We start from the raw sequence: 26030 nt of genomic DNA, 5'->3' as shown, positions 1-26030 counted from the left end.
ACTCAGGGACGGACGGTGGCAAGGGCCGGCACTGCCTTCCCCTTCATCATCACGCCGTACACCACTGCGGAAATGGCGATGCCGACGAACCATGCATAGGTATACAGTGTCTTGAACACGGGGCCCACGCCGGGGAACGAGGCCGGAAAGGCCGCATTCAGGAAGCCGGGAATATTCGGCAGCACGCCGACCACGAAAGCGACCACCGCCGCCACGTTCCAGCCGTTGCCGTACGAGTAGGCGCCATCGTCGCGGTACAGGCTCGGGATATGCAGCTCGGTCTTGCGGATGAAGTAGTAGTCGATGATCATGATGCCGGCGATGGGACCGAGCAGCGCCGAGTAGCCGATCAGCCACGTGAAGATATAGCCCTCGGTCGATTCGAGGATCTTCCACGGCATCATCACCAGCGCGATGCCGGCGGTGATGTAGCCGCCGGTGCGGTAGGTGATGTGCCTGGGCGCCAGCGACGAAAAGTCGTAGGCAGGTCCGACCAGGTTGGCGGCCAGGTTGACGCTGACGGTATCGACCAGCAGCACGATCAGCGCAATCAGCACGGCGATGCCGGTCATGCGGCTGGCCAGGTCGACCGGGTCCCAGATCGCCTTGCCGTACAAGACCACCGTGGCCGAGGTCACGATCACGGCGAGCGCCGCCAGCAGGCCCATTGGCAGCGGCAGGCCGACCGACTGGCCGATGATCTGGTCGCGCTGGGTCTTGGCGAAGCGCGTGAAGTCGGGGATGTTCAGCGCCAGCGTGGCCCAGAAACCCACCATGGCCGTCAGCGAGGGCCAGAAGGTGGACCAGAACTGGCCGGCCTTCTTGCCGCCTTCGACGAACTGGGAAGGTTGTTCGAGCAGCGGGCCGAAGCCGCCCGCCTTGTTATGCGCCCAGCCAAGCAGCACGAAGCAGATCAGGATCTTGAGCGGCGCGGTCCAGGTTTCGAGTTTGCGGATCGATTCCATGCCGTGCACGATGTAATAGAACTGGATCGCCCAGAAGGCCAGAAAGCACAGCAGCTGCATGCCGTTGATGCCCAGGCCCGCAATCCTGGCGCCGCCGATGTCGGCCCCCATCATCACGCCGAGCAGGGTGTAGATCATGCTGCCGCCGAACCAGGTCTGGATGCCGTACCAGCCGCAGGCCACGATGGCGCGCATCAGTGCCGGAATGCGCGCGCCCGTGGTGCCGAACGAAGCCCGCGCAAGCACGGCGTAGGGAATGCCGTATTTGGTGCCGGCGTGGCCGATCAGCAGCATCGGCAGCAGCACGATGGCGTTGGCGATGAAGACCGTGAGCACCGCCTGGTAGCCGGACATGCCGCCCTCGATCAGGCTGGCCGACAGCGTGTACGCCGGAATGCACATGACCATCCCGACCCACAGGGCGGCGAAGTGATACCAGCGCCAGGTACGCTGCGCGTCGGAAGTGGGCGCGAGGTCTTCGTTCCAGAGCTGGGTGTTGGCGGACAGGTCGTTGCTCACAGTGGTATTCTCCTAAGTGGTGACGTCGGAATCCGTCGTTCCCGCGCCAAGGCGGCCCTCGGCGGGAACGACGGCTCAAGGGCTAACTAAGCACTTCCGCCCTCGGATTACGCGGATCCTGCGTCCAGTTCATGTACGCCTTCCCGGTCTCCTGCGGCACCATCGTGATGCACGCGTCCACCGGGCAGGTAATCTCGCACAGATTACACCCAACGCACTCCGACTTGATCACTTCGTACGTCCGAACACCCGCCGCGTCGATCAATTGGGCGATCGACTGGTGCGAGGTATCCTCGCACGCCACATAGCATTTGCCGCACTTGATGCATTTGTCCTGGTCGATCTGCGCGATCACCTGGTAGTTCATGTCCAGGTATTTCCAGTCCGTCGTGTTGGGCACCGCCTTGCCGGAAAACTCGGCGATGGTCTTGTAGCCCTTCTCGTCCATCCAGCGCGACAGGCCGTCCTTCATCTCCTCCACGATGCGAAAGCCGTGCAGCATCGCGGCGGTGCACACCTGCACCGACCCGGCGCCGAGCGCGATGAATTCGGCCGCGTCGCGCCAGTTGCCAATGCCGCCGATGCCCGAAATCGGCAAGCCATGCGTCTCCGGATCACGCGCAATCTCGGCCACCATGTTCAGCGCAATCGGCTTGACCGCCGCACCGCAGTAGCCGCCGTGCGTACTCGCGTTGCCGACGATGGGCAGCGCCACCATGCGGTCCAGGTCCAGGTGCGTAATCGAGTTGATCGTGTTAATCAGCGACACCGCATCGGCCCCACCCGCCTTGGCCGCGCGCGCCGGTTTGCGCACGTCGGTGATGTTCGGCGTGAGCTTGACGATCACCGGCAGCTTCGAGTGCTTCTTGCACCAGCGCGTGACCATCTCCACATACTCGGGCACCTGCCCCACGGCCGCTCCCATGCCGCGTTCCGGCATGCCGTGCGGGCAGCCGAAATTGAGTTCGATACCGTCCGCACCGGTCGCCTCGACCTTGGGCAAAATCTCGGCCCACAGCGCTTCTTCGCACGGCAGCATGAGCGAGACGATCATGGCGCGGTCCGGCCAGTCCTTTTTCACCTGCGTGATCTCGCGCAGGTTGATCTCGAGCGAGCGGTCGGTAATGAGTTCGATGTTGTTAAACCCGATCACCTCGCGGTTCTTGCCGTACAGGGCCGAGTAGCGCGACGACACGTTGACGGCGGCCGGGTCTTCGCCGAGCGTCTTCCAGACCACCCCGCCCCACCCCGCCTCGAAGGCGCGCACCACGTTGTAGGCCTTGTCGGTCGGTGGCGCGGAGGCCAGCCAGAACGGATTGGGGGACTTGATGCCGCAAAATTCGATGCTCAGGTCAGCCATGGGAAGCCTCCACCTTGAATTGGATGTCATTGTGAATGGCCATCGCCGCCAGCTTGCCATGCTGGACCGCCTGTACCGTCAAGTCCTGCCCCGGCGCGACGCAATCGCCGCCCGCGTAAATACCCGCCAGCGCCGTGCGGAACTGCGCGTCGACGTGGATCTTGTCGCCCTCGCGCGTGAGCTGCTGCGCCATCTGGTCCGACAAACCCACCGGGTCCATGCACTGGCCGATGGCCTTGAACACCGCATCGGCGGCGATCTCGATAAAGGCGCCGGTACCGATCAGGCGGGCGCCATCGAGGCGCGTCTCTTCAAAGCGCATGCCGCGCACGCGGCCCGCATCGTCGAGCAGCACTTCCAGCGGCGCCGCCCAGGTGCGGATACGCACCATATTGGCCTTCGCGATATCCTGTTCGTGGTGCGTCGCGCTCATCGACTCCGCACCGCGCCGGTACACCAGGGTCACGTCTTCGGCGCCGAGGCGCTTGATCTGCACCGCCATGTCGATCGCCGTGTTGCCGGCGCCGATGACAATGGCGCGCTTCGGCACCGGCAAGCTGGCCAGGTCGGTAGCCTGGCGCAGGTCGGCGATGTAGTCCACCGCCGCCATCAGGCCGGGGGCGTCTTCGCCGGTCAGCCCGAGCTGGCGGCTGGCGTTCAGGCCCAGGCCGAGGAACACGGCGTCGTACTGGGTGTGCAGTTCGTGCAGGTGCAGGTTCACGCCGAGGATGCGGCCGTGCTGCACGTCGATGCCGCCGATACTGAGCAAGAACTCCACCTCGCGCTGGGCGAAGTCGCCGGTCAGCTTGTACTTGGCGATGCCGTATTCATTCAGGCCGCCGGACTTGGAGCGGGCTTCAAAGATGACGACATCGTTGCCCAGCATGGCCAGGCGATGCGCGCACGACAGGCCGGCCGGGCCGGCGCCGACCACGGCGATTCTTTTGCCGGTGCGCTCGGCGCGCTGGAACGGATAGGAGGTAAACGAGGCATGATCGAGCGCGTGCCGTTGCAGCAGGCCGATCTTGACGGGCTGGCCTTCTTCATCGTGATTGCGCACGCAAGCGTCTTCGCACAAGATCTCGGTCGGGCACACGCGCGCGCAGCTGCCGCCCAGGATGTTCTGCTTGAGGATGCCCGCCGCCGCGCCGTTGATGTTCTGGTCGTGGATGTTGCGGATAAAGCTGGCCACGTCGATTTCGGACGGACAGCTGCGCGTGCACGGCGCGTCGTAGCAGTACAGGCAGCGCGCGCTTTCGATGGCGGCCTGGCGGCGGGTCAATGCCGGTGCGAGGTCGGTGAACTGTTCGGCCAGCGCGCTGCTGGAACTGGCCGCGTGCGGCAGGTGCTTGAGAGACTCGATCATGTTTTACATCCCTGTTTTTCTAATTAGGTTCACCTACCCCCGTGGACACATTATTAGCTGAACCCTCGTCTCCCCCGCGCAGGCGGGGGTCCATAGCACCTTTGATCACAGGTGCTATGGATTCCCGCGGGGGCGCCTAGCCCTGCGCGGGAACGACGCATCATCAGCCAACCGTACGCATCCCGCATTCAGGGTCTTCTACTTCATCTGTGGAAAAGCAAATTCCACGCCAGCACTCGCGGTGTTCGGCCAGCGCTGCATCACCGCCTTGTGCCGCGTATAAAAGCGCACGCCTTCCGGACCGTAGGCGTGGTGGTCGCCGAACATGCTGCGCTTCCAGCCGCCGAAACTGTTGAACGCCATCGGCACCGGCAGCGGCACGTTCACTCCCACCATGCCGACCTGGATCTGGCGCACGAACTCACGCGCCGTGCCGCCGTCGCGCGTGTAGATCGCCACGCCGTTGCCGTACTCGTTGGCGTTGATCAGCTTGACCGCCGTGGCCACGTCCGGCGCGCGCAGCACGCACAGCACCGGTCCGAAAATCTCTTCCTTGTAGATCGTCATATCGGGCGTCACGTGATCGAACAAGGTGCCGCCGACAAAAAAGCCGTTCTCGCGTTCGGGCACCTTGCAGTTGCGCCCATCGACCACCAGCGTCGCGCCCTGCTCCACGCCTTCGCCGATCAAGCGCTCGATGCGTTCCCTGGCTGCGGCACTGACCACCGGCCCCATTTCGGCGTCATGCGCCATGCCGTCGCGGATCTTGAGCGCGGCGGTGCGCTGGCCCAGCGCGCCAATGAGCTTGTCGCCGGCGTCGCCCACCGCCACCACCACCGAAATGGCCATGCAGCGCTCCCCGGCCGACCCGAAGGCGGCGCCGATCAGGGCATCGATCGCCATGTCCATGTCGGCGTCGGGCATGACCACCATGTGGTTCTTGGCCCCGCCCAGCGCCTGCACCCGCTTGCCGCTGGCGCTGCCGCGCGCGTAAATATATTCCGCGATCGGGGTCGAGCCCACAAAACTGACCGCCTGCACTTCCGGATGATCGAGCAGCGCGTCGACGGTGACCTTGTCGCCCTGGACCACGTTGAACACGCCGTCCGGCAGCCCGGCTTCCTTGAGCAGCAGCGCGTGCAGCAGGGACGCCGACGGGTCGCGTTCGGACGGCTTCAAAACAAAGGTATTCCCGCAGGCGATCGCGACCGGGAACATCCACATCGGCACCATCACCGGGAAGTTAAACGGCGTGATCCCCGCCACCACACCGAGCGCCTGGCGCATCGACCAGGCATCGATGCCGCGCGAAATCTGGTCGGTGAATTCGCCCTTGAGCAGTTGCGGAATCCCGACCGCGAATTCCACCATCTCGATGCCGCGCGCCACTTCACCCTGCGCGTCCGAAAACGTCTTGCCGTGTTCGCGCGTGAGCATGGCCGCAAATTCGTCGGTATGCGCCTGGCATAGCTGCAGATACTTGAACAGGACCCGCGCGCGCGTGAGCGGCGGCGTCGCCGACCATGCCGGAAACGCCGCGGCGGCCGCGGCGACGGCGGCATCCACATCGTCGGCCGTGCCCAGCGCCACGCGCGCGCATGGCTCGCCCATGGCGGGATTGAAGACGTCGGCGTAGCGGCCGCTGGCCGTATCGACCTTGGCGCCGTTGATGAAGTGAGTGATTGTATCCAACTGCGTGTCGAGATTGCTCATGGGGTCAGTCCAGGTTTTTGAGAATGGTTGCCAGCTTGCCGAACAACTCGTCGATGTGCTTCTTCTCGAGTACCAGCGGTGGCGACAGGGCGATGATGTCGCCGGTGGTGCGAATCAGCACGCCATCGGCAAACGCCTTCTTGAAGGCCCCAAACGCGCGCGCACCCGGCTTGCCGTCGATGGGCGCCAGTTCGATGCCCGCCACCAGCCCGATGGTGCGGATGTCGATCACGTGCGGCAGGCCCTTGAGCGAATGCACCGCGTCGGTCCAGTATTCCTGCACGGCTTTGGCGTTGTCGAGGATCTTCTGCTCTTCGAATACCTCCAGCGTGGCCAGCGCAGCGGCGCAGGCGAGCGGATGGCCCGAATAGGTATAGCCATGGAACAGTTCAATGCCGGCCGGGCCGTCCATGAAGGCGTCGTGGATATGCTGTTGGGTAAACACCGCGCCCATCGGCACCATGCCGTTGGTCAGGCCCTTGGCGCAGGTGACCATGTCCGGAATGACGTCAAAGTAATCGAACGCGAACGGCGTGGTCAAGCGCCCGAAACCGGTAATGACTTCATCGAAGATAAGCAGGATGCCGTGCTTGGTGCACAGTTCGCGCAAGCGTTTCAGATATCCTTTCGGCGGAATCAGCACGCCGGTGGACCCGGCCACCGGTTCCACGATGACCGCCGCGATGGTCGATGCGTCGTGCAGCGCGACGATGCGTTCCAGTTCATCGGCCAGGTTGGCGCCGTGTTCCGGCTCGCCGCGCGAGTAGGCGTTCTTTTCCAGGTTGTGCGTGTGCGGCAGGTGGTCGACACCCGGCAGCAGCGGCCCGAAAGTGCGGCGGTTGCCGCCGATGCCGCCGACCGAAATGCCGCCGAAACCGACGCCGTGGTAGCCGCGTTCGCGCCCGATCAGGCGCGTGCGCCCCGCTTCGCCGCGCGCGCGGTGGTAGGCCAGCGCCATCTTCAGCGCCGTGTCGACCGCTTCCGAACCGGAGTTGGTGTAGAAGACGTGGCCAAAACGGTGGCCGGTGTAGTCCATCAGTTTTTCGGCCAGGTCGAAGGCGGCCGGGTGGCCCATCTGGAAGGTGGGCGCGAAGTCGAGCTGGCCGACCATCTCGCGCACGGCGGCGACGATCTTCTGCTGGTTGTGCCCGCAAGGCACGCACCACAGGCCCGCTGTGCCGTCGAGCACGGTGTTGCCGTCGACATCCTTGTAATACATCCCCTCAGCCGATACCAGCAGGCGCGGGTTGGCTTTGAAATCGCGATTATTGGTAAATGGCATCCAAAACGACGACATCGATGCTGGTCTGGACTCGTTCATGCGACTCTCCAATAGTTTTTACAACTAAAAAAATAATTTACCAGTTGGCAAAATGATGATGCAATAATAGTCAGCAGATCAACTATGGCACATATACACAAATCGCAAAACCCGCCAACCGTATCGGTAGCGCAAACAATACAGTTTGCGGCGCCGCAGCAAAGGACTTGTGGATGGATGAGAGCGACGTTCTGCGTGAGGAAATTCCTCCTGGCAATTGCGGGGATGGCTGGCCGGTGCTGGCAATCGAGCGCAGCAAGCGCGGCGGCCTGGTCGACCAGATCGTGGCGGCCATCGCGCTGATGGTAAACCGGCGCGAATTGCGCGTGGGCACAAAGATGCCCTCGGTTCGACGTTTCGCAAAGTGTAACGGGGTGAGCACCTTCACGGTGGTGGAGTCGTATGACCGCCTGCTCACCCTGGGCTTATTGAGTTCGCGCCGCGGTTCCGGCTTTTTCGTGGCGCGCAGCGAAGCGGCCAGCGCGCCGCAGCAACTGGCGCTGCAGCCCACGCCGGCCGCCATCGACGCCCTCACCCCCGACCTGTATTCCGGCGTGTCGGATGCGCTGCCGGTGGGCGCGGGCTGGCTGCCGCCCGAGTGGTATGGCGACGACACGGTGCTCGACGCGGTGCGCCACGCGATGAAGATTCCCGCCAGCCGCCTGCGCGGCTACGGCCATCCGCTCGGCTTTCCCACCCTGCGCCAGCACCTGGCCGCGACGCTGGCCGACGAACTGTTTGCCGTCACGCCCGACCAGATCCTGCTCACCAACGGCGCCACCCACGCCTTCGACCTGATTTTGCGCACGCTGACCAAGCCGGGCGACACGGTCTTTGTCGAAGATCCGGGCTACAGCAACCTGCTCTCGCTGATCCGCCACCACGGCTGCATTGCGGTCGGCATTCCACGCGGGCCGGACGGGCTGGATATGGATGCCTTGATGGCGCAGGCGGCCAGCACCCAGCCCAAGCTCATGTTCGTCAACACCGTGCTGCAAAATCCGCTCGGCACCTCGCTCACGCAGGCGCAGGCGCACCGGCTGCTGCTGGCGGCCGAGCAGTTCGACTTCTGGCTGGTGGAAGACGACATCTACCGCGAACTGGCAGCCGGCGGCGACGCCTCGCTGGCGGCCATGGACGGCTTGCGGCGCGTGATCCGCGTCGGCAGCTTTTCCAAGACCTTGTCGCCGGTGCTGCGGGTCGGCTCGATCTGCGCCTCGAATTCGCTGATTCCCGAACTGCTGCGCGTGAAGATGCTGACCGGGCTGACCACCTCCGAAATCAACGAGCGCGCGGTGTACCACGCCCTCTCGGCGCGGCCCTACAAACGCATGGTGGAACGCCTGGTCGATCAACTGCGCTCGGGGCGCGAACGCACCATCGAGCGCTTGCAGGAGGCGGGCATGGAGCCGCTGGCCCGGCCGCGCGGCGGCATGTTCGTCAGCGCCGGCTGGCCCATCACCCCGACGGCGGAGTTCAACGGCAAGGTGATCGCCGACCGCGCGCTGCGCGCCGGCATTTTGCTCTCGCCTCACGAGTTTTTCATGCTGCGCCCGTCCCCGAGCATCTGGTTCCGCTTCAACGTGGCGTATGCCGCCGACGCGCCCGAGCTGATCGGCTTCCTGCAATCGCTACGCTGAAAGTCACCATGGCCGCCACCAAGACCGCCGCAGTTGCGCGCACGCCCGCCGTCAAGCGCCGCATTCTCAATCGCGACAAGCTCGAAGCCGACATCGCCAACGTGGCCGTGCGCGTGTTCGCCGAATGCGGCTACGAAGGCACTTCGATCGCCACCATCGCCGAGCAGGCCGGCCTGTCGAAGCAGAACCTGATGTACTATTTTCCGACCAAGCAGGCGCTGTACGAGAGGGTGCTCGATGGCGTGCTCGATGACTGGCTGGCGCGCATGGCCACCCTGGCCGATCCTGGCCAGGAACCGCGCGACATGCTGCGCGCGTACATCCAGGCCAAGCTGCGCTTTTCACGCGAACAGCCGTGGGCGTCGCGCGTGTATGCGATGGAAGTGATCAGCGGCGCGCAGCTGTACGGCCAGCAGATCCAGAGCCGGGTGGTGCCGCTGCTGCGCAAGGATATCGAGGTGTTCGAAGGCTGGATCGGCGAAGGCCGCATCGGCCCGATCAACGCCACCCACCTGCTGTTCGCCATCTGGGCCATGACGCAGTCGTACGCCGATTTCTCGGCGCAGATGGCACTGGTGCTGAACCGCAAACAGCTCTCGCGCAAGGACTTCGACGACGCCGAGGAAATGATCACCCACATGGTGCTGGCGGCGGTGTCGATGAGCGGCACGGCCGACCGCGCCGGTCACGCATGAGCGCTCAATGAAACAGGCGGCGCCAAAGCCAAAGCGGCCAAAAGGAGGCAAGCGGCATGCACCGTCCGCAGCCGACGGCGGCCAGGTCCTCGTCTGGTACGCTGCGGACTATCATGACAACAACGATCACGCGCGCAGCACCGCTACTTTGTTGTTCGGCTACGGCGTCGTTGCGCCCGTCGCCGGACTTTTTTTGCTAGTAAATATGGCGATGTTTTTCGTTTCGCTGATCAGAGGCGAATCGCCGCACTGGCGCCTGCCGGACGATGACATGCTGTGGAGCGCAGCGCTGTGCATTGTGGTGATGGGCGTCATGTTCTACTCGATGACGGGCAAGTACACCGAAGTCAGTAATGTCAGCGCCTATGAGATCGACCTGCGAACCGGGCAGCTTACCTTGCACCAGTCACAGTCTCACAATCGCGTCGACGTCGTCACGATCCCGTTTTCGGCAATCGTCTCCATTACTCCTTACCTGCCGACCATCTATGCCGACACCGGTGGTTTCTGTTTTAGTTACTACGCCAACGGGACCGAGGCGGTGTACTGGGAAACACGTGACAGCATGTCGAAAAAGACCATGCAAGCTCACGCTGACGCGCTGCGATCAGCACTGGGCTCCCGTGTACGCGATCAGATCTGCTACGACAGGTGAACTGTATCGCAATTCCACTGCCGGCAGTGCCCGCACCTTGGCGGCATAGTATGATCACGCGGTGGGACCGCCACGCTGAACACAACCCGCGCACAGACACCACCATGCATTCGACTATCGACGTCACCGAAGCGGGTGCCGCATGACCGTCTACCGGTCGCGCCGGCTGAACCTGAAACGCTCGCAGGCGCGCAACACGCTGGCGCCGGAAGCTTCCAACGCCGCCCGCATGGCCGCCGCGCCCGCGCTTCCAGCCGCCCCTGTCGAACTCGAATGGTGCTCCGATTTCCACGACAAGAACACGCCGGAGGAAACGCCGCCTAGGTTTTCGGTCCTGTCCTTCATTGAAGAGCAGCCCTTCATGACGAGCTTCCTGCTGATCCATGTGCTCTTTTTCGTGCTAATACTGACCAACGAAAAGATCTATCACCTGGTCGCCAGTAACATGTTTGCGGTCGTGCTGTGGCTGACCTGCGTGGCCACGGTATGGTCGATGGCGTCGCTGGGCACATCCAGCGCGGCCGTGGTGTTTTACCAGATCGACCTGGAGTCGGAGCAGCTCTTGCTGCATCTTCGCGGCGCCGCCAGGGGCATCCGGATCATGAGGCTGTCGTTTTACTCGATCACATCGATCCGCGCATTCAAATACTATAGCTATTCCACCACCTGCGGCATCGACATCGGCTATCTCGACGAGCGGCTCAAGCTGCGGAAACTGCAGGTACCCGACGTGCTGCCTGAAAGCCTGGCCGAGGCGCACATGACTGCGCTGCGCCCGGCACTGGGCCTCAAAGTCGAAGAATCGCTCACCTACGACAACTGACCGTGCCGCCATGCCGCCGCAGCCCGCGCCGGCCGCATAGTATGATCGGCCACTGGATCACCACCCTGAACCCAACCCGCATAAAGAAACCACCATGGATTCGTATATCGAAGTAACCGGCGAGTCGTCACTGGTCGAACAGGTTGCCATCTACCGCGCCGACCTGTCGATATCGGTGCGCGCCACCACAACCGAGCACGCCATCACCGAAGCAGGCGCGCTGCGCGACGACTGCATCCGTGTTCTCAAAAGTTCGGGCATCGCGCCTGATGAAATGAGCGAGGGCGGCAACGCCATCTGGCAGCCGTGGTTCTGGAAGAAAAACAAGCCAGGACAGGAGCGCAGCTTCAAGATTTTGCTGGCCTGCCCGGAAGCGAAGCGCCTGTACAGCGCGCTCGACGCGCTACAGCCGATCTTTGAACACCAGCGCTACACCCTGAACGTGTCGATGCTGCCGCCGCAATTCGACGCCTCCGAGGCCAAGCGCGCCGCCGCCCATGCAGCGGCGATCGCCAACGCGCGCAGCGTGGCGCAGATCATCGCGGACGAAGCGGGCCTGCAGCTGACGTTCGTCTGCCAGGTAGAGGCTATGGGAGCGCAGATCGAGCATTCCGGCGCCTTCGGCGACCAGGGCTGGGGCAGGGCCGGCCTGATGCGCGGGATGGGAGGATCGGGCGACGATAGCGAACCGGCGTACCTCGAACTCGACGCCGCGAGGCGGGTCAGCACGCTGCGCTATCGGGTGCGTTTTGGGATTGCGGCGGCGCCATCTTCAGGTGGCGCATGATCGCACTCCCCTCGCGCCGGCGAGCCAGTTAGTGAGCGACGTCGTGCGCGACGACGCGCCCGATGTGGGCAGCATCTGGCTACACTATCTTGACGGGCAGGTGGGTCCCGACTCATCGCGATACAGAAGGCACTTCCCGAGACGATCATCCAGGTTCACCTTGAGGCACTGCGTCCGGCGCTCGGCGAAAAAATCAAGCGTTGGTATATCACCCACCCTGACTGATCACGCCTGATGCCCGACGCGCCACCGCCGGGAACACCATCTGTGGCATTCCCGGAAGCGCCCAATGGCATCAGCGCACTGGCGGCACGGCCGACTTGTCGCCGGTGGTTCCGGTGCTGTTCATGCCGCCCGTGCGCGGCGCAGGAATATCGCCATTGCGCGCCGGTTCATTGGTGCTGGTCGTGCCATTGTTATTCATGCTGCCGGTTCCGCTGGCGCCCGTGGTGCCCGACGAGCCGCGCATCTCGGCCCCGCCGCTGGTGGACGAGCGGTCGGCGTCGCGCGCGGCCGTATTGTTCGTCGCGGTGCCGGTGCCCGTGTTGGTGGTGCTATCGCGCGGGTCGTTCGCCACGTCGCGCTCTTCCGGTGCCTTGTCGCGGTTTTGCGGCGCCTTGTTGCGGTTACGATCCTGCCGGTTCGGACTGGCCCTTGTCGCATCCCCGCGTGCGGCCGTCCCGGTATTGGTGGCGGTCGATCCTGTGGTAGCGTTGCCGCTGGTGCCGCCCTGGGTTTGCGCCATGGCGGCGCCGCCGACCATGAGTGCGACGAGAGTGATTGCGATCCTGGTTTTCATGCCTGTCTCCTGATGAAGATATCGAACAGACATTCTTACATTGCAAGCGACCCATGCGAGTAGGAGCATGCCCCGGGTGCGCGTGGGATCAGGTCGTGCTGTTTTTGTCGTCAGGAAAGAAACAATGCCGGCGGGACGACGGCTGCGCGCGCCTGAAGCGGCATTCGTGTATTCTTATTAACCTACTAATTTGCCGGACCGTCCCATGCCAGAAATTGCTCCAGTCACCCTGCAGACCGAACGCCTGACCCTGCGCTTCCTGCACGCCAGCGACACGCAGGCGCTCTACACCATCCACTCCGACCCGGCCGTGATGCGCTACTTCAGCGGCACCGCCTGGACCGACCCGGCGCAGGGCGACGCTGTCATCGCGCGCGCGCTGGACGGCTACAGCGATGGCAGCAGCATGGAGCTGGCGCTGGTCCTGCGCGAGACAGGCAAGCTGATAGGCACCATGAAGCCGCACGCCTTCCATGCGCAGAACCGGCGCTGCGAAATCGGCTATGCGCTGGCCAGCGCCCACTGGGGCCAGGGCTACCTGAGCGAAGCGATGCGGGTCACGCTCGACTACCTGTTCAAGGAAATGAACATGAACCGCATCGAAGCCGATATCGACCCGCGCAACCTGGCCTCGGCCAAGCTGCTCGAACGCATGGGCTTTCAAAAAGAGGGCTACATGCCGGAACGCTGGATCGTCAACGGCGAAATCTGCGACACCGTCTTTTACGGCCTGCTGCGGCGCGGCTGGGAGAGCATCTGATGGCCGGCCTGCGCTACGCCGCCGCGCAGTATGCCAGCGTGCCGCTCGATATCGAAGCCAACGTCGCGCGCCATCTGGCCGTCATCGACGCCGCCCGCGAGGCAGGCGTGCAGCTGCTGGTGTTCCCCGAACTGTCCTTGTGCGGCTACGAGCTGGCCGGCCTGGCCGCCTGCGCCCTCAAGGCCGACGACGCCGTGCTGGCGCCGCTGCGCGAGCGCGCCGCCAGCGCCGGCATGACCATCGTGGCCGGCGCGCCGCTGGCCAACGCTGGTGCGCTGCCAGGCATCGGCGCGATTACCTTCCATCCGGATGGCCGCACATCTTGCTACCGCAAGCACTTCCTGCACGCGGGAGAAGAACAGCACGTCGCGGCCGGCAGCGCCATCAGCCAGCTGCACGATGTGCGCGGCACCAGGGTGGCGCTGGCGATTTGCGCCGACACCGGCCAGCAGCAGCACGCGCACGCCGCCGCGGTGGCCGGGGCCGAACTGTATGCGGCCGGCTCGCTGATCTCGGTGGGCGGGTACGACAAGGATACGGGCCAGCTGGCTGGCTACGCCAAGTTGTTCGGCATGGGTGTACTGATGGCCAATCACGCGCGCGCCTCGGGTGGCTACCAGAGCGCCGGCCGCAGCGCGATCTGGGCCGCCGGCGGTGCACTGATCGTGGCCGCGCCGGGGCCGGGCGAGCTGCTGGTGATCGCGGACGACCTTGGCGGCAAGGTGGTGGCGCTGGCCTGAGCTGGCGGCCCGCTTATCGCCCATGCATACCGGTCGCCCCCCATTTTATGCACTTCGTCGGACAACCGTAGAGCATTCGCCGCGCACTTGCTACAGTCTCTCCATCGACAACCCTCCCCTGGAGAAGCAAATGAGCAACCCTGCCTTTACGTCCCTGTATGCCAGCCTGCAAGACCTGAGCCGCACCCTGGTCAAGGCAGCAAAATACGCCGTCGGCGCCATTTCCACCATGTCGTGGCCGACTCTGATGCTCAGCGCCGTCGGCCTGGCCTTGCTGCTGACCATCGTACCGCTGGTGCTCACCTTGTTCGTGTTGTTCATGGTCATTAAACTGGTCAACGGCTACGTGACCGACCGGGCCGCGCAAGGCCGCGCCACGCGCGGCCCGGCCACGCCCTACACGCCGGTGAAGACCGAAGGCCAGTAACAGCGTGAAAGCAAGCCAGCTGAACAAGGTGATGGATTTCCTGCGCGATTCCCTCGCGCAAGCCACGGTGCTATGGTGGAACTTCTTCGACTGGCTTGCTCTGGTGGAATGGCGGCAACTGTTCATCACCTGGTTCCTGGGCCTGGCGTTCGGCCTGATCCTGACCCTGCCCGAACCGGCGGTCTGGTACATCATCATCTCGTACGGCGTCAAAGTGCTGGCCGGCGGCAAGCGCCGCGCTGAACTGGTGGCCAGGGAAGCGACCGCCGAAGCCAACGTCGCCGTGCTCGAACGGCGCCTGCTCGAAGCACAGATGGCGACCCTGCAGGCGCAGGTCGAGCCGCACTTCTTGTTCAACACCCTTGCCCTGATCGGCCAGCTGATCGAAACCGATCCGCCGCAGGCGGCGCGCATCCACATGCACCTGATCGAATACCTGCGTTCCACCCTGCCGCAGATGCGCGCGGCCGGCGGCGGCACGCTGGGGCGCCAGGTGCAGCTCTCGCGCGCCTACCTGTCGATCATGCAGGCGCGCATGAAGGAGCGGCTGGCGGTCAGCTTCGACGTGCCCGCGCACCTGGAGCACACGCCGTTCCCGCCGATGATGCTGCAAACCCTGATCGAAAACGCCATCAAGCACGGCCTCGAACCGAAAATCGAGGGCGGCCGCATCGACATCGGCGCCCGCCTGGTGGGCGATTCCATGCACGTCGACGTGCGCGATAATGGCGTGGGTTTTAACATGCATGCGGGCGACGGCGTGGGCCTGGCGAATATCCGCGAGCGCCTGTTCCTGCTGTTCGGCGCGCGCGCCGAGCTGGTGATCGAAATGCCGCTTGAAGGCGGCGCGCTGGCCTCGCTGCGCGTACCCTATGCTGCCCGGGAGAGTAACTAACATGACCAGCGCCCTCATTGTCGACGACGAATCACCCATGCGCGACCAGCTGCGCGCGCGCCTGGCCGAGGTGTGGCCCGACCTGCTCATCGTAGGCGAAGCGGCGAACGGGTTTGATGCCGTCAGCATGGCCGACCAGCACCAGCCCGACATCGTCTTCCTCGACATCCGCATGCCCGGCCAGGGCGGCATCGAAGCGGCGCGCCAGTTGTACAACCGCTGCCACATCGTGTTCGTAACGGCCTACGACCAGTACGCGCTGGACGCCTTCGAACAGGGCGCCATGGATTACCTGCTCAAGCCCGTGGTAGCCGAACGCCTGCTTGTCACGTGCGAACGGCTGCGCACGCGTTTGACAAAAGCGCCCGAAAACATCGGCGAGCAATTGCGCCAGCTGACCCGGATCCTGCAGCAGGGCGACGCCAAAAAGCCCGCTTACCTGCGCTGGATCCAGGCCCAGGTGGGCAGCAACCTGCGCATGATCAGCACCCGCGAAATCCTGTTTTTCCAGTCCGACGACAAGTACACGCTGGTGCGGACGGCGCAGGCCGAACTGCTGATCCGCAAGACGCTCAAGGAGCTGGCCGACGAACTCGATCCCGACGAATTCTGGCGCATCCACCGCTCCACCCTGGTGCGGGTCGACGCCATCGCCGAGGTCACGCGCGACGAGCGCGGACGGCAGATGCTCAGGGTGCGCAACCACCCCACGCTGCTCGAAGTGAGCCGCAATCACGCGCATCTGTTCCAGCAAATGTAAGCGCCACGGCTTCAATAATCCAGTACCATAGGGACCTTGAAAAACCCTGCTTTTCCGATCACCTACCCAGGAGAAGGAACATGTCAGCAAGCCCGAAACAAACCCGCGCCAACGTCATTCCATGCCTGCGCTACCGCGACGCGCCGGCCGCCATCGAATGGCTCTGCAATAATTTCGGTTTCCAAAAGCAACTCGTCGTCCCCGGCGACAACAACATGATCCTGCATGCCCAATTAACTTTTGGCAACGGCATGATCATGCTCGGCTCGACCTCGGCCATCGATTCCGAATACAGCAAACTGATGAAGCAGCCAGACGAGATCGGCGGCGCGCAGACCCAGACCATCTGCGTGGTGGTCGCCGATGCCGACGCCGTCTACGAGCGCGTGCTGGCGGCGCGCGCGCAGATCGTCATGGAGCTCAAGGACGAAGACTATGGCGGGCGCAGTTTTACCTGCCGCGACCTGGAGGGTCACGTCTGGACCTTCGGCACCTACGACCCCTTCGAATAATTCCGCCAACTCATTGAGCCAACCAAGGCAGCCATCGAGGAGCACACCATGTCACGTGCAGTCCACTTCGAAATCCAGGCCTCCGACCCGCAGGCGATCATCGACTTTTATCAACGCCTGTTCGGCTGGAGCTTCAACAAATGGGCGGGCGGCGAGTACTGGATGGTGCACACCGGGCCCGAAGACCAGCCGGGCATCAACGGCGGCCTGCTGCCGCGCCGCGGTCCGCTGCCCGAGAGCCAGGCGGCGGTCAACGCCTTCGTCATCACGGTCGACGTGGAAGATATCGACGCCTCGCTCGCCAAAGCCGTATCCGGCTCGCCGCACGGCGTGGTGTGCGTGCCCAAGATGGCGGTGCCGGGGATCGGCTGGCTGGCCTACGTCAAGGACCCGGACGGGAACATCTTCGGGATGATGCAGGCCGATATCACGGCTGCTTAGCTGGCTGCGGCTGCGCCAGCGCCGCCACCAGCGCCTGGTCGGCCACCTGTTGCGGACGGATGCGGATAATGTCGCGGTACAGCGGCGGCATGTTGGCGCAGATCGCCGCCAGTTCAGGGTCGCCAAGTGATGCGCTCACGTACTGGAACTGCGCCGGGTTATCCGCCGGCAGCGGCCCTTCCATGGTCGAGCCGTAGGCGCCCAGGTTCATGTAGCTTTGCGCGCTGGCGTCGGGCCCGCGCGCAAACACAAAGGTGCCTTCGCGCGGGTGGGCCAGGTACTGGCGCACCTCGGCCTGCGCCTGCGCGTCCTGCCCCTGCATCAGGGTGTAGCGCAGCTGGGCATACTGGCGCGTGCATTCCATGAACGCGGTGCAGATGGCCGACAGCGCGCGCCGGCCCGGTGAACACAAGAGCAGGTTGCCGAAGGGATCGAGCAAGGCGACGGCATCGCCCTCCCCGCCCTGCTGGCGGTCGCGTTCCATGGCCGCGCGCAGATACGGCGCCAGGCCGGCATCGGGCTGCTGCGGCGCGCAGCGGTAGGCCAGCGCGTCGGGGTACAGGGTTTTGAGCTGGCGTACCAGCGGGTGGTCAGGGTCCAGCTGCGCTGGGTCCCTGAGCTGCCCGCGCGACAGGTCGCTGGTGAGCAGCAGCTGGACTTTTTCGGCGGTCGCTTCGAACACCAGCGAGCAAAGCGCCTGGGTGGGTTCGGCGATGGTTTTCCCGATGAAGAACGACTTGGGCGCGGCGCCGGCGCTTTCGCGCGCGAACGGGGACGCGCCTTTCACGGCCGGGTAAAAGAAGCTCGCTTCGGCCAGCGGACGCAGGCCGGCGGGCAGGCTGGTAAAGGTGAAACTGGTGTCGTAGTTAATGCCGGCGTTGGCGTCGCGCGCGGCGACGACCACGTTAAAGCCGGCCGACAGGATCGCGCCGGTGCACATGGCGCACGGGTCGAGCGAGGTGACGAGGGTGATTTCTTCGGGCGGCGGCAAGGCGCGGCCCTTGGCGCGTTCGGCGAAGTACCAGTCGATCAACTGGCGCTCGCCGTGGGCGGTCGGGTCGAAGATCAAGCCTTCGCGCACCACATTGTTCTGTAGTGATTTGAGCACGTTGCCATGCTGGTCGAGCAGCACGCCGCCGACCCCGAAGGTTCCCTGGGTCTTGGCGGCGATGGCTTCAATCGCCGCAAGGGCGACTGCGGCCTGGACATCGATGGTTTTTTTCAAGGCTTACTTCTTCAGGTCCCAGCTGCCGAACGCGTTCGGCAGCTGGCCGGCTGCCGTCGTTTCAAGAATGTCGCCATTCAGGTTGGTCAGCACGATTGGCAGGTCGTTGCCGCCCAATTCCAGGATCACCTGGCGGCAGGCGCCGCATGGAGCGATCGGGCCGTCGGTCTGGCCGATCACGGCCAGCGCGGCGAAGTCGCCGGGTTTGTAGCCGTGTGCGATGGCGCTGAAAAAGGCAGTGCGCTCGGCGCAGTTGCACAAGCCGTAGGCCGCGTTTTCGACGTTACAGCCACGGAAGATGCGGCCGTCCTTGCATTCGAGGGCGGCGCCGACCTGGAAGTTCGAGTACGGGGTGTAGGCCAGCAGACGGGCTGCGGTGGCTTCGGTGATGAGTTTTTCGTATTTCATAAGTGGTCCTGACAAGGCAGTTTAACTATCACGCCGGGTTCAGGCCCCACTGGGACCGTCTCCCTCAAGACCGTCGTCCCCGCGCAGGCGGGGATCCATAGCACCGCTGCTCATAGGTGCCATGGCCCCCCGCCTGCGCGGGGGAGACGGGGGTAAAGCGACGTTTAAGGGCGGATCGTGCGGTAGATGATCGGGTTCGCAGCCGGCTTGGTATCGCCAACCTTGTACGCAGCCTGCACCTCGCGCACCGCCTGTTCAGCCGCAGCCTGCGTGCGCGCGTGTACCATCGCCAGCGGCTGGCCGACCGCAATTGCGTCGCCCAGTTCCACCAGGTCCGTCAACCCGACCGCAAAGTCGATCGCGTCTTCCGGACGACGACGACCGCCGCCCAGGCTGACCACCGCCAGGCCAAGGCCACGGCAATCGGTCGCCGTCGCAAAGCCGGCTTGCAGCGCCGGTACCGGCACGATGATCGGCGCCTTTTCCAGATACGCATCCGGACGCTCGACCAGGTCAGCCGGGCCACCCAATGCCGCCACCATGCGCGAAAAGCGCTCGGCCGCTTCGCCCGAGTCCAGGCCCGCCTGCAGCTTGGCGCGCGCATCGGTTTCATTGGCGGCCAGTTTGCCCAGCACCAGCATCTCGGCGCACAGCGCCATGGTCACTTCGTGCAGGCGCGCCGGACGCGAACGGCCGGTCAGGTAATCCATCGCCAGGCGCACTTCCAGCGCATTGCCGGCCACCGGACCGAGCGACTCGTTCATCTCGGTCAGCAGCGCCGAGGTGCGCGTGCCCGCGCCGTTACCGACAGCGACGATGCTCTCGGCCAGTTCGACCGACTTGTCGTAACTCGGCATGAAGGCGCCGGTGCCGACCTTCACATCCATCACCAGCGCATCGAGGCCAGCGGAGAGCTTCTTCGACAAAATCGAACCGGTGATCATCGCCACCGATTCCACCGTCGCGGTGGTGTCGCGGATGCTGTAGAAACGCTTGTCCGACGGCGCCAGTTGCGCGGTCTGGCCGATGATGGCCACGCCCACGTCCTTGACGACCTTGCGGAACAGTTCCGGATCGGGCACGGTGCAGTAGCCGGGAATCGAATCGAACTTGTCGAGCGTGCCGCCGGTGTGGCCCAGGCCACGGCCCGAGATCATCGGCACGAAGCCGCCGCAGGCTGCGATCATCGGTCCCAGCATCAGCGAGACCACGTCGCCCACGCCGCCGGTCGAGTGCTTGTCGACCACGGGACCCGGCAGGTTCATCGAGCGCCATTCCATGACCTGGCCGGAGTCGCGCATGGCCAGGGTGAAAGCCACGCGCTCGTCCATGTTCATGTCGTTGAAGAAGACGGCCATCGCGAGTGCCGCGATCTGGCCTTCGGTGACGCTGCCGTCGGTGATGCCGCGTACGAAGAACTGGATCTCTTCAGCAGAGAGAGCCCCGCCATCGCGTTTTTTGCGGATGATTTCCTGGTTTAAGAACATGTGAAGCCTTTATTTGCTAATTGCTTGATATTGTCGTCACTGGCCGCCGGCTTACACGCCGTACGGAATCCAGACATTCTTGACCTGGCTCGCGTGCGCCAGCACTGCGCGTCCGCCGGCCTGTTTGGTGTCGTACCAGTCGCGCCCTTTGCCGCCGCCCACCCAGGTGCGCTTGAGCGATTCGGCCGACAGGCGTTCGACTTCGGCGCAGCCGTCAAGCGAACCGTCGTGACGCCACACGGCGTCCACATCGGAGTGCGTCGCCAGGGTCTTGGCCAGTTCATCGGCGCTGCCGGTGATAATGTTCAGTGCACCGCCCGGCAGGTCCGAGGTATCGAGTACCTGATACAGGTCGGTCGCCGCCAGCGGATACGCTTCCGACGGCACCGCGATCACGCGGTTACCCAGCGCCAGCGCAGGCGCCACCAGCGAGATGAAGCCGAGCAGCGGCGACTCGTTCGGGCAGATGATGCCGATCACGCCAACCGGCTCGTTCAGCGCCACGGTGATGCCGTGCATCGGCGGCTGGTGCGCCAGGCCGTCGTACTTGTCGGCCCAGGCGGCGTAGTAGAACAGGCGTTCGATCGAGGCCTGCACTTCCTTCTCGGGATTTTTGGCGCCGGTCATGGCCGCCAGGCGCGCCGCGAATTCGTCGGCGCGGATCGCCAGGTTCTCGGCGATGTAATACAAGACCTGCGCGCGGTTGTGCGAGGTGGCCTTGGCCCAGCCGGACGCCTTGTGCGCCGCTTCCACGGCGTTGCGGATATCCTTGCGGCCGCCCTCGCCCACGTCGCCAACGAATGCGCCGCTGGCGCCGACGATGGCGCGAGTGTAGGCGCCGTCAGGGCGCGCCTGCTTGCCGCCGATGTACATCTTGGCGGTACGGTCGATGGCGAACGGACCCGGTGCCTCGGCCGGCTTGGCCTTGCCCTTCGCTTCAATGACTGGCAAAGCAGGACGCGCGTCTTCCGACAGCGCCGTCATGTACTCATACATGCCTTCCTTGCCGCCTTCGCGGCCGAAGCCGGACTCGCGGTAGCCGCCGAAGCCGCAGGCGGCGTCGAACTGGTTGGCGGTGTTAATCCACACCACGCCGGCCTTGATCTGCGGCGCCACGTCGAGCGCGAGGCTGATCGACTCGGACCACAAGCTGGCAGCTAAGCCATAGACGGTGTTGTTCGCCAGCTGGACCGCTTCAACCGGCGTGCGGAAGCTCATCGCAACGAGCACCGGCCCGAAGACTTCGGTCTGGGCGATGCCGGCCGAGGTGGAAGCGCCGGTAATCAGGGTCGGCGGGAACCACGAGCCGGTGGCCGGGATGTCGCACGCTGGCTGGTAAATGGTGCAGCCTTCGGCGCGGGCCGCGTCGACCAGCCCTTCGATGCGTTGGCGCTGGATCGGATCGACCAGCGCGCCGATATCGACCGATTTTTCAATCGGCGAACCGAGACGCAGGTTGTCCATGCGTGCACGCAGCTTGGCCAGGAAGCGTTCTTCAATCGATTCCTGCACCAGCAGGCGCGAACCGGCGCAGCAGACCTGGCCCTGGTTGAAGAAGATCGAATCGACCACGCCTTCGACGGCGGCATCCAGATCGGCATCTTCAAATACGATGAACGGCGACTTGCCGCCCAATTCGAGCGAGAGCTTCTTGCCGCTACCGGCGGTGGCCTTGCGGATAATGCGGCCAACTTCGGTGGAACCGGTAAAGGCGATCTTGTCGATGCCCGCATGGTTGACGATGGCCTCGCCCACGCGGCCGTCGCCGGTGACGATGTTGACTACGCCGGCCGGCACGCCGGCCTGCTGGCAGATCTCAGCGAACAGCAGCGCCGACAAGGACGTGAATTCAGCCGGCTTGAAGACCACCGTGTTACCGGCGGCCAGCGCCGGTGCGATTTTCCAGGCCAGCATCAGCAGCGGGAAGTTCCAGGGAACGATCTGGCCCACCACGCCCACGGCGCGGTAGTCGGCAAATTCTTCCGACTGCAACTGCGCCCAGCCGGCGTGATGGTAGAAGTGGCGCGCGGCCAAAGGCAGGTCGGCGTCGCGCGTTTCGCGGATCGTCTTGCCGTTGTCGAGCGTTTCGAGGACCGCGAACAGACGCGCATGCTTTTGCAGCAGCCGCGCCAGCGCATACAGTACGCGCGCGCGGCCATGGCCGCCCAGCGCCACCCAACCCGGCTGGGCGCGGCGCGCCGCTGCCACTGCGCGGTCGACATCGTCGCCGCTGGCCTGGCTGACTTGCGCCAGTTCCTTGCCGTCGGCCGGATTGGTCGAGGCGAAGGTATCGGCAGAATCGGTCCAGGCGTTATCGATGAACAGCCCGAAGCGGCGCTCATGCTGGTCCAGCCATGCTTGCGCTTCTTTGGTGCTCTCGGGTGCAGGGCCGTAGTCCATAGTTTGAAGAATCTCGTTAATTGTGGGCATGACGAATCCGTAGGTGTTTATGGTTGCGCGTGGCGATGGTTGGCCGAATAGTTCCCGGTGACGTAGTGTTCGAGCTGGCGCTCGATGTCGGTCAGCAGGCTCGATGCGCCGATGCGGAACAGATGCGGCTCCAGCCACTCGCGTCCCAGTTCTTCCTTCATCAGGGTCAGGTACTGCAGCGCGCTCTTGGCCGACGACACGCCGCCGGCCGGCTTGAAGCCGACCCGGAAACCTGTCTGCTCGTGGTATTCGCGAATCGTGCGCACCATCGTCAGGGCAACGGGAATGGTGGCGTTGACGCCTTCCTTGCCGGTGGAGGTCTTGATGAAGTCCGAACCGGCCATCATGCACACCCACGAAGCCTTGGCCACGTTCTCCAGCGTGAGCAGGTCGCCGGTGGCGAGAATGGCCTTGACGTGCGCTTCGCCGCAGGCTTTGCGGTAGGCGACCATTTCGTCGTACAGGGCCTGCCAGTTACCCATCAGGACGTGCTGGCGGGTGATGACGATGTCGATTTCGGTGGCGCCGGCGGCAACCGACAGTTCGATCTCGCGCACCTTGGTTTCCATGCTGGCCAGGCCGGCCGGGAAGGCGGTGGACACGGCGGCGATCGGCAAGCGGCCTTGCAGGATTTTGGCGGCTGGGGTGATCATCTCGTGGTACACGCATACTGCGCCGGTGGTCAGGTTCGACACGCCCAGCGCGGCCATCAGGTCCGTGCGCAGCGGGCGCATGGCTTTCATGCACAGGCGCTCGACGCGGCCCGGCGTGTCGTCGCCGCCCAGGGTGGTCAGGTCGATGCATTGCAGCGCCTTGATCAGCCACGCGGCCTGATATTCTTTCTTGACGGTGCGGCGATTGGCCAGGCTGGCGGCGCGGCGGTCCGACGCGTTGCGATTGACTTTGATCTGGTTGACCCAGCCGAGATCGAGGCCAACCACCTCGTTGCGTTTGAATGCGGGATTGTGAGTCATAGCAGAGCGGTTCCGTTGGAAAGTGGTGTGACGCCGAGATGCTTGGCCAGGGTAGCGCCGATGTCGGAGAAGGTGTTCGATACCGGCAGCGCGCGCGCGCTAACGCCCGGCCCGAAGAAGATCATCGGAATGTGTTCGCGCGTGTGGTCCGAACCAGGCCAGCTTGGGTCGCAGCCATGATCGGCGGTGATGACCACCAGGTCGCCCTCTTTGAGCTTGGCCATGAATTCCGGCAGGCGCGCATCCATCTCGTGCAGCGCATTCGAGTAGCCGGCCACGTCGCGGCGGTGGCCGAAGGCCTGGTCGAAGTCGACGAAGTTCACAAAAGTCAGCGACTTGTCGCCGGCTTCGTCGGCCACCTTGAGCAGCGCGTCGAACAGGGCCATGTTGTCCACGCCCTTGACCACGCGCGAGATGCCCTGGGTCGCAAAAATATCGCTGATCTTGCCGAGGCCAATGACTTCTCCGCCTTCGTTTTTCACGTGGTCGAGCAGCGTTGCGCTTGGAGGCGGCACGGCGTAGTCGTGGCGGTTGCTGGTGCGGCGGTAGTTGCCATTCTCGCCGAGGAACGGACGCGCGATCACGCGGCCGATGTTGTACGGCTTGACCAGTTCGAACGCGGCTTCGCACACGGCATACAGACGTTCGAGGCCGAAGTGTTCTTCGTGCGCGGCGATCTGCATGACCGAGTCGCCCGAGGTGTAGACGATGATTTTGCCGGTGGCGACATGTTCGTCGCCGTGCTTGTTAATGATGTCGGTGCCGGACGCATGGCAGTTGCCAAGGTAGCCGGCCACGCCGGTCAGTTCTTGCAGCTTGCCGGTCAGTTCGGCCGGGAAGGAAGGCACAGTGCGCGGGAAGTAGCCCCAGTCGAATTCGACCGGGACGCCGGCGATTTCCCAATGGCCGCTTTGGGTGTCCTTGCCGGTGGAACGCTCGCGCGCCGCGCCGTAGGCGCCGGTGAAGCCGTCGCGCTGGTTGAAGCCCGCAGCCCACTCGCCACTGGCCAGGTGGGCGGCTGCGGCGAGGCCGAGGCGTTCGAGGTTCGGGAGCTGCATGGGTTTACCTTGTTGGGCAGCCCAGGCGGCGATATGGCCGAAGGTGTTGGCGCCAACGTCGCCGAATTTGTCGGCGTCGGGCGTGGCGCCAAGGCCGAAGGAATCAAGCAGGAGGATAAATGCGCGTGACATGGGATCGCTCGCTTCAGAAAGGTTCAGGTATGGTAGATGTAATACAAGCCCGCTACCGTTTGCCTCCGTCTCCCCCGCGAAGGCGGGGGTCCATAGCACCGATGCTTACAGGTGCTATGGATCCCCGCCAAGGGGGCCGCCCAGGCCGGGGACGACGGCCTTGGGGCTAGTGGCATCGGGACAGCGACAGCGACAAATCGAGTCAGGCAGCGGCGCGCGGTTGTTGCGCAACGCGCTCCAGGAACGCCGGGATCAACTCAACCAGATCCTTGGCGCCGATGGCGGCGTACTTCAAGGTCTGCTCGTGCGACAGCGGGAACGGCGACATCCCTTCGGCCAGGTTGGTAATCACCGACACGCCAACCACCTTCAAACCGCAATGGCGCGCCGAGACCACTTCCGGCACCACCGACATGCCCACCACGTCCGCACCCAGCTTGGCCATCATGCGGATTTCGGCGGCGGTCTCGAAGTTCGGCCCCGGATACGCAATGAACACGCCTTCATGCAAGGTGATGCCCTTGGCCGCAGCGGTCTCCTTGACCACGTTGCGGATATCGCTATCGTAGGCATTGGCCATGCTGAAGAAGCGCGGGCCGAAACGGTCGTCATTCGGGCCGACCATCGGCGTGCCAGGCAGCCAGTTGATATGGTCGGTCAGGGCCACCAGGCTGCCCGCGTCGACTTCAGTGCGCAGCGAACCGGCGGCGTTGGTCACGAACAGCATCTCGCAGCCGAGCAGCTTCATGGTGCGCACGGCGCTGGTCATCACGCCCATGCCGTAGCCTTCGTAGAAGTGGCCGCGGCCCTTCATGCACACCACGTTCACGCCCGCCAGGGTGCCCAGCACCAGTTCACCGGCGTGACCGTGCACGGTGCTGATCGGAAAACCTGGCAGTTCGTCGAAGCCGATCGAGACCGCGTCGGTCATCTGCTCGGCCAGCACGCCAAGGCCGGAACCGAGGATCATCGCCACGCGCGGCTCAAAACCAGGTTTGCGGGCGCGGATGATATCGGCGGCTTCGAAGGGGGTGTTGTTCGACATGTGGATTCCTTATCTGTTTCGGAGAGGGCGCTGCCGCGCGGCGCGCATGGTGCGGGCGGCGCGGAGAATGAGTTCGCTAGCTATTATAACTAT

Annotated in this window: 25 protein-coding genes; 12 read left to right on the top strand and 13 right to left on the bottom strand. The window is 64.3% G+C overall.

Annotated elements, in window-relative coordinates; all coding sequences use genetic code 11:
- Positions 1 to 2: 2 nt before the first annotated feature.
- From F1609_RS06900 to aptA, 5 genes are all read right to left on the bottom strand, one after another.
- The gene (locus F1609_RS06900) at positions 3 to 1484 is read right to left on the bottom strand and encodes an NCS1 family nucleobase:cation symporter-1 (protein ID WP_167075756.1); all 1482 of its coding nucleotides are present in this window, start codon (positions 1482 to 1484) and stop codon (positions 3 to 5) included.
- 82 nt (positions 1485 to 1566) lie between these two features.
- Positions 1567 to 2844 carry an NAD-dependent dihydropyrimidine dehydrogenase subunit PreA gene (gene preA / locus F1609_RS06895; RefSeq protein WP_167075755.1) on the bottom strand — a complete coding sequence of 426 codons (1278 nt, stop codon included), beginning with the start codon at positions 2842 to 2844 and terminating at the stop codon, positions 1567 to 1569.
- Positions 2837 to 4210, bottom strand: a complete 1374-nt coding sequence (locus F1609_RS06890) for an NAD(P)-dependent oxidoreductase (protein ID WP_167075754.1) — start codon at positions 4208 to 4210, stop codon at positions 2837 to 2839. Before F1609_RS06890 ends, preA begins: the two co-directional genes overlap by 8 nt.
- Before the next feature lie 198 nt (positions 4211 to 4408).
- The gene (locus F1609_RS06885; RefSeq protein WP_167075753.1) at positions 4409 to 5923 is read right to left on the bottom strand and encodes a CoA-acylating methylmalonate-semialdehyde dehydrogenase; all 1515 of its coding nucleotides are present in this window, start codon (positions 5921 to 5923) and stop codon (positions 4409 to 4411) included.
- Positions 5924 to 5927: 4 nt separating this feature from the next.
- Positions 5928 to 7244, bottom strand: coding sequence for an omega-aminotransferase AptA (gene aptA, locus F1609_RS06880; RefSeq protein ID WP_167075752.1), 1317 nt, complete (start codon positions 7242 to 7244; stop codon positions 5928 to 5930).
- A gap of 173 nt (positions 7245 to 7417) precedes the next feature.
- On the opposite strand from aptA, the gene F1609_RS06875 reads away from it, so the two are divergent.
- The 5 genes from F1609_RS06875 to F1609_RS06855 all read left to right on the top strand — a co-directional run bounded on the left by F1609_RS06875 (position 7418) and on the right by F1609_RS06855 (position 11844).
- Positions 7418 to 8884: an aminotransferase-like domain-containing protein gene (locus F1609_RS06875; RefSeq protein WP_167075751.1), complete on the top strand. Its 1467-nt coding sequence runs from the start codon at positions 7418 to 7420 to the stop codon at positions 8882 to 8884.
- 8 nt (positions 8885 to 8892) lie between these two features.
- Positions 8893 to 9579, top strand: a complete 687-nt coding sequence (locus F1609_RS06870) for a TetR/AcrR family transcriptional regulator (RefSeq protein ID WP_167075750.1) — start codon at positions 8893 to 8895, stop codon at positions 9577 to 9579.
- Between the two features lie 7 nt (positions 9580 to 9586).
- Complete coding sequence (locus tag F1609_RS06865; protein WP_167075749.1) at positions 9587 to 10234, top strand: hypothetical protein; 648 nt, start codon at positions 9587 to 9589, stop codon at positions 10232 to 10234.
- Between the two features lie 142 nt (positions 10235 to 10376).
- Complete coding sequence (locus F1609_RS06860; protein WP_167075748.1) at positions 10377 to 11057, top strand: hypothetical protein; 681 nt, start codon at positions 10377 to 10379, stop codon at positions 11055 to 11057.
- 94 nt (positions 11058 to 11151) lie between these two features.
- A complete protein-coding gene (locus F1609_RS06855; protein ID WP_167075747.1) occupies positions 11152 to 11844 on the top strand; it encodes an SIMPL domain-containing protein in 693 nt (230 codons plus the stop codon).
- Positions 11845 to 12139: 295 nt separating this feature from the next.
- Here F1609_RS06855 and F1609_RS06850 read toward each other — a convergent pair whose 3' ends face one another.
- Complete coding sequence (locus F1609_RS06850; protein ID WP_167075746.1) at positions 12140 to 12643, bottom strand: hypothetical protein; 504 nt, start codon at positions 12641 to 12643, stop codon at positions 12140 to 12142.
- A gap of 205 nt (positions 12644 to 12848) precedes the next feature.
- Between F1609_RS06850 and F1609_RS06845 the strand changes: the two genes are divergently transcribed.
- The 7 genes from F1609_RS06845 (at position 12849) to F1609_RS06815 (ending at position 17178) form a co-directional block, all read left to right on the top strand.
- Positions 12849 to 13403, top strand: coding sequence for a GNAT family N-acetyltransferase (locus tag F1609_RS06845; protein WP_167075745.1), 555 nt, complete (start codon positions 12849 to 12851; stop codon positions 13401 to 13403).
- The gene (locus F1609_RS06840) at positions 13403 to 14143 is read left to right on the top strand and encodes a carbon-nitrogen hydrolase family protein (RefSeq protein ID WP_167075744.1); all 741 of its coding nucleotides are present in this window, start codon (positions 13403 to 13405) and stop codon (positions 14141 to 14143) included. The genes F1609_RS06845 and F1609_RS06840 overlap by 1 nt, the downstream gene beginning before the upstream one ends.
- Positions 14144 to 14273: 130 nt before the next feature.
- Positions 14274 to 14570: a hypothetical protein gene (locus F1609_RS34050; RefSeq protein WP_187362944.1), complete on the top strand. Its 297-nt coding sequence runs from the start codon at positions 14274 to 14276 to the stop codon at positions 14568 to 14570.
- Positions 14571 to 14574: 4 nt separating this feature from the next.
- A complete protein-coding gene (locus F1609_RS06830; RefSeq protein ID WP_167075743.1) occupies positions 14575 to 15465 on the top strand; it encodes a sensor histidine kinase in 891 nt (296 codons plus the stop codon).
- A gap of 1 nt (position 15466) precedes the next feature.
- Positions 15467 to 16225: a LytR/AlgR family response regulator transcription factor gene (locus F1609_RS06825; protein ID WP_167075742.1), complete on the top strand. Its 759-nt coding sequence runs from the start codon at positions 15467 to 15469 to the stop codon at positions 16223 to 16225.
- A gap of 80 nt (positions 16226 to 16305) precedes the next feature.
- Positions 16306 to 16737 (top strand): VOC family protein, encoded by a 432-nt coding sequence (locus F1609_RS06820; protein ID WP_167075741.1) that lies wholly within the window; start codon positions 16306 to 16308, stop codon positions 16735 to 16737.
- A gap of 48 nt (positions 16738 to 16785) precedes the next feature.
- The gene (locus tag F1609_RS06815) at positions 16786 to 17178 is read left to right on the top strand and encodes a VOC family protein (protein WP_167075740.1); all 393 of its coding nucleotides are present in this window, start codon (positions 16786 to 16788) and stop codon (positions 17176 to 17178) included.
- Here the strand turns inward: F1609_RS06815 and F1609_RS06810 are convergent.
- From F1609_RS06810 to xapA, 7 genes are all read right to left on the bottom strand, one after another.
- On the bottom strand, positions 17165 to 18403 hold the full coding sequence (locus F1609_RS06810) for a nucleoside deaminase (protein ID WP_167075739.1): 1239 nt from the start codon (positions 18401 to 18403) through the stop codon (positions 17165 to 17167). The genes F1609_RS06815 and F1609_RS06810 overlap by 14 nt on opposite strands.
- A gap of 3 nt (positions 18404 to 18406) precedes the next feature.
- Entirely contained in the window at positions 18407 to 18811 is a 405-nt protein-coding gene (locus tag F1609_RS06805) for a cytidine deaminase (protein ID WP_167075738.1), read from the bottom strand.
- A gap of 164 nt (positions 18812 to 18975) precedes the next feature.
- Positions 18976 to 20298 (bottom strand): thymidine phosphorylase, encoded by a 1323-nt coding sequence (gene deoA, locus F1609_RS06800; protein ID WP_167075737.1) that lies wholly within the window; start codon positions 20296 to 20298, stop codon positions 18976 to 18978.
- A 51-nt stretch (positions 20299 to 20349) separates the two neighbouring features.
- On the bottom strand, positions 20350 to 22728 hold the full coding sequence (locus F1609_RS06795) for an aldehyde dehydrogenase family protein (RefSeq protein WP_370661599.1): 2379 nt from the start codon (positions 22726 to 22728) through the stop codon (positions 20350 to 20352).
- A gap of 17 nt (positions 22729 to 22745) precedes the next feature.
- Positions 22746 to 23702, bottom strand: coding sequence for a deoxyribose-phosphate aldolase (deoC, locus tag F1609_RS06790; RefSeq protein ID WP_167075736.1), 957 nt, complete (start codon positions 23700 to 23702; stop codon positions 22746 to 22748).
- Entirely contained in the window at positions 23699 to 24892 is a 1194-nt protein-coding gene (locus tag F1609_RS06785) for a phosphopentomutase (RefSeq protein ID WP_167075735.1), read from the bottom strand. The genes deoC and F1609_RS06785 overlap by 4 nt, the downstream gene beginning before the upstream one ends.
- A 202-nt stretch (positions 24893 to 25094) precedes the next feature.
- Complete coding sequence (gene xapA / locus F1609_RS06780; RefSeq protein ID WP_167075734.1) at positions 25095 to 25937, bottom strand: xanthosine phosphorylase; 843 nt, start codon at positions 25935 to 25937, stop codon at positions 25095 to 25097.
- Positions 25938 to 26030 lie beyond the last annotated feature (93 nt).

The sequence above is a fragment of the Massilia aquatica genome (genome assembly GCF_011682045.1).
Lineage (GTDB): Bacteria > Pseudomonadota > Gammaproteobacteria > Burkholderiales > Burkholderiaceae_D > Telluria_A > Telluria_A aquatica.
This window is presented reverse-complemented; position numbering and strand designations above follow the sequence as displayed.

Excerpts from the sequence above, each read along its gene's own strand:
- preA (WP_167075755.1), bottom strand. The coding sequence starts at position 2,844 with ATGGCTGACCTGAGCATCGAATTTTGCGGCATCAAGTCCCCCAATCCG.
- F1609_RS06890 (WP_167075754.1), bottom strand. The coding sequence starts at position 4,210 with ATGATCGAGTCTCTCAAGCACCTGCCGCACGCGGCCAGTTCCAGCAGC.
- F1609_RS06885 (WP_167075753.1), bottom strand. The coding sequence starts at position 5,923 with ATGAGCAATCTCGACACGCAGTTGGATACAATCACTCACTTCATCAAC.
- aptA (WP_167075752.1), bottom strand. The coding sequence starts at position 7,244 with ATGAACGAGTCCAGACCAGCATCGATGTCGTCGTTTTGGATGCCATTT.
- F1609_RS06875 (WP_167075751.1), top strand. The coding sequence starts at position 7,418 with ATGGATGAGAGCGACGTTCTGCGTGAGGAAATTCCTCCTGGCAATTGC.
- F1609_RS06870 (WP_167075750.1), top strand. The coding sequence starts at position 8,893 with ATGGCCGCCACCAAGACCGCCGCAGTTGCGCGCACGCCCGCCGTCAAG.
- F1609_RS06865 (WP_167075749.1), top strand. The coding sequence starts at position 9,587 with ATGAAACAGGCGGCGCCAAAGCCAAAGCGGCCAAAAGGAGGCAAGCGG.
- F1609_RS06860 (WP_167075748.1), top strand. The coding sequence starts at position 10,377 with ATGACCGTCTACCGGTCGCGCCGGCTGAACCTGAAACGCTCGCAGGCG.
- F1609_RS06855 (WP_167075747.1), top strand. The coding sequence starts at position 11,152 with ATGGATTCGTATATCGAAGTAACCGGCGAGTCGTCACTGGTCGAACAG.
- F1609_RS06850 (WP_167075746.1), bottom strand. The coding sequence starts at position 12,643 with ATGAAAACCAGGATCGCAATCACTCTCGTCGCACTCATGGTCGGCGGC.
- F1609_RS06845 (WP_167075745.1), top strand. The coding sequence starts at position 12,849 with ATGCCAGAAATTGCTCCAGTCACCCTGCAGACCGAACGCCTGACCCTG.
- F1609_RS06840 (WP_167075744.1), top strand. The coding sequence starts at position 13,403 with ATGGCCGGCCTGCGCTACGCCGCCGCGCAGTATGCCAGCGTGCCGCTC.
- F1609_RS34050 (WP_187362944.1), top strand. The coding sequence starts at position 14,274 with ATGAGCAACCCTGCCTTTACGTCCCTGTATGCCAGCCTGCAAGACCTG.
- F1609_RS06825 (WP_167075742.1), top strand. The coding sequence starts at position 15,467 with ATGACCAGCGCCCTCATTGTCGACGACGAATCACCCATGCGCGACCAG.
- F1609_RS06820 (WP_167075741.1), top strand. The coding sequence starts at position 16,306 with ATGTCAGCAAGCCCGAAACAAACCCGCGCCAACGTCATTCCATGCCTG.
- F1609_RS06815 (WP_167075740.1), top strand. The coding sequence starts at position 16,786 with ATGTCACGTGCAGTCCACTTCGAAATCCAGGCCTCCGACCCGCAGGCG.
- F1609_RS06805 (WP_167075738.1), bottom strand. The coding sequence starts at position 18,811 with ATGAAATACGAAAAACTCATCACCGAAGCCACCGCAGCCCGTCTGCTG.
- deoA (WP_167075737.1), bottom strand. The coding sequence starts at position 20,298 with ATGTTCTTAAACCAGGAAATCATCCGCAAAAAACGCGATGGCGGGGCT.
- F1609_RS06795 (WP_370661599.1), bottom strand. The coding sequence starts at position 22,728 with ATGCCCACAATTAACGAGATTCTTCAAACTATGGACTACGGCCCTGCA.
- deoC (WP_167075736.1), bottom strand. The coding sequence starts at position 23,702 with ATGACTCACAATCCCGCATTCAAACGCAACGAGGTGGTTGGCCTCGAT.
- F1609_RS06785 (WP_167075735.1), bottom strand. The coding sequence starts at position 24,892 with ATGTCACGCGCATTTATCCTCCTGCTTGATTCCTTCGGCCTTGGCGCC.
- xapA (WP_167075734.1), bottom strand. The coding sequence starts at position 25,937 with ATGTCGAACAACACCCCCTTCGAAGCCGCCGATATCATCCGCGCCCGC.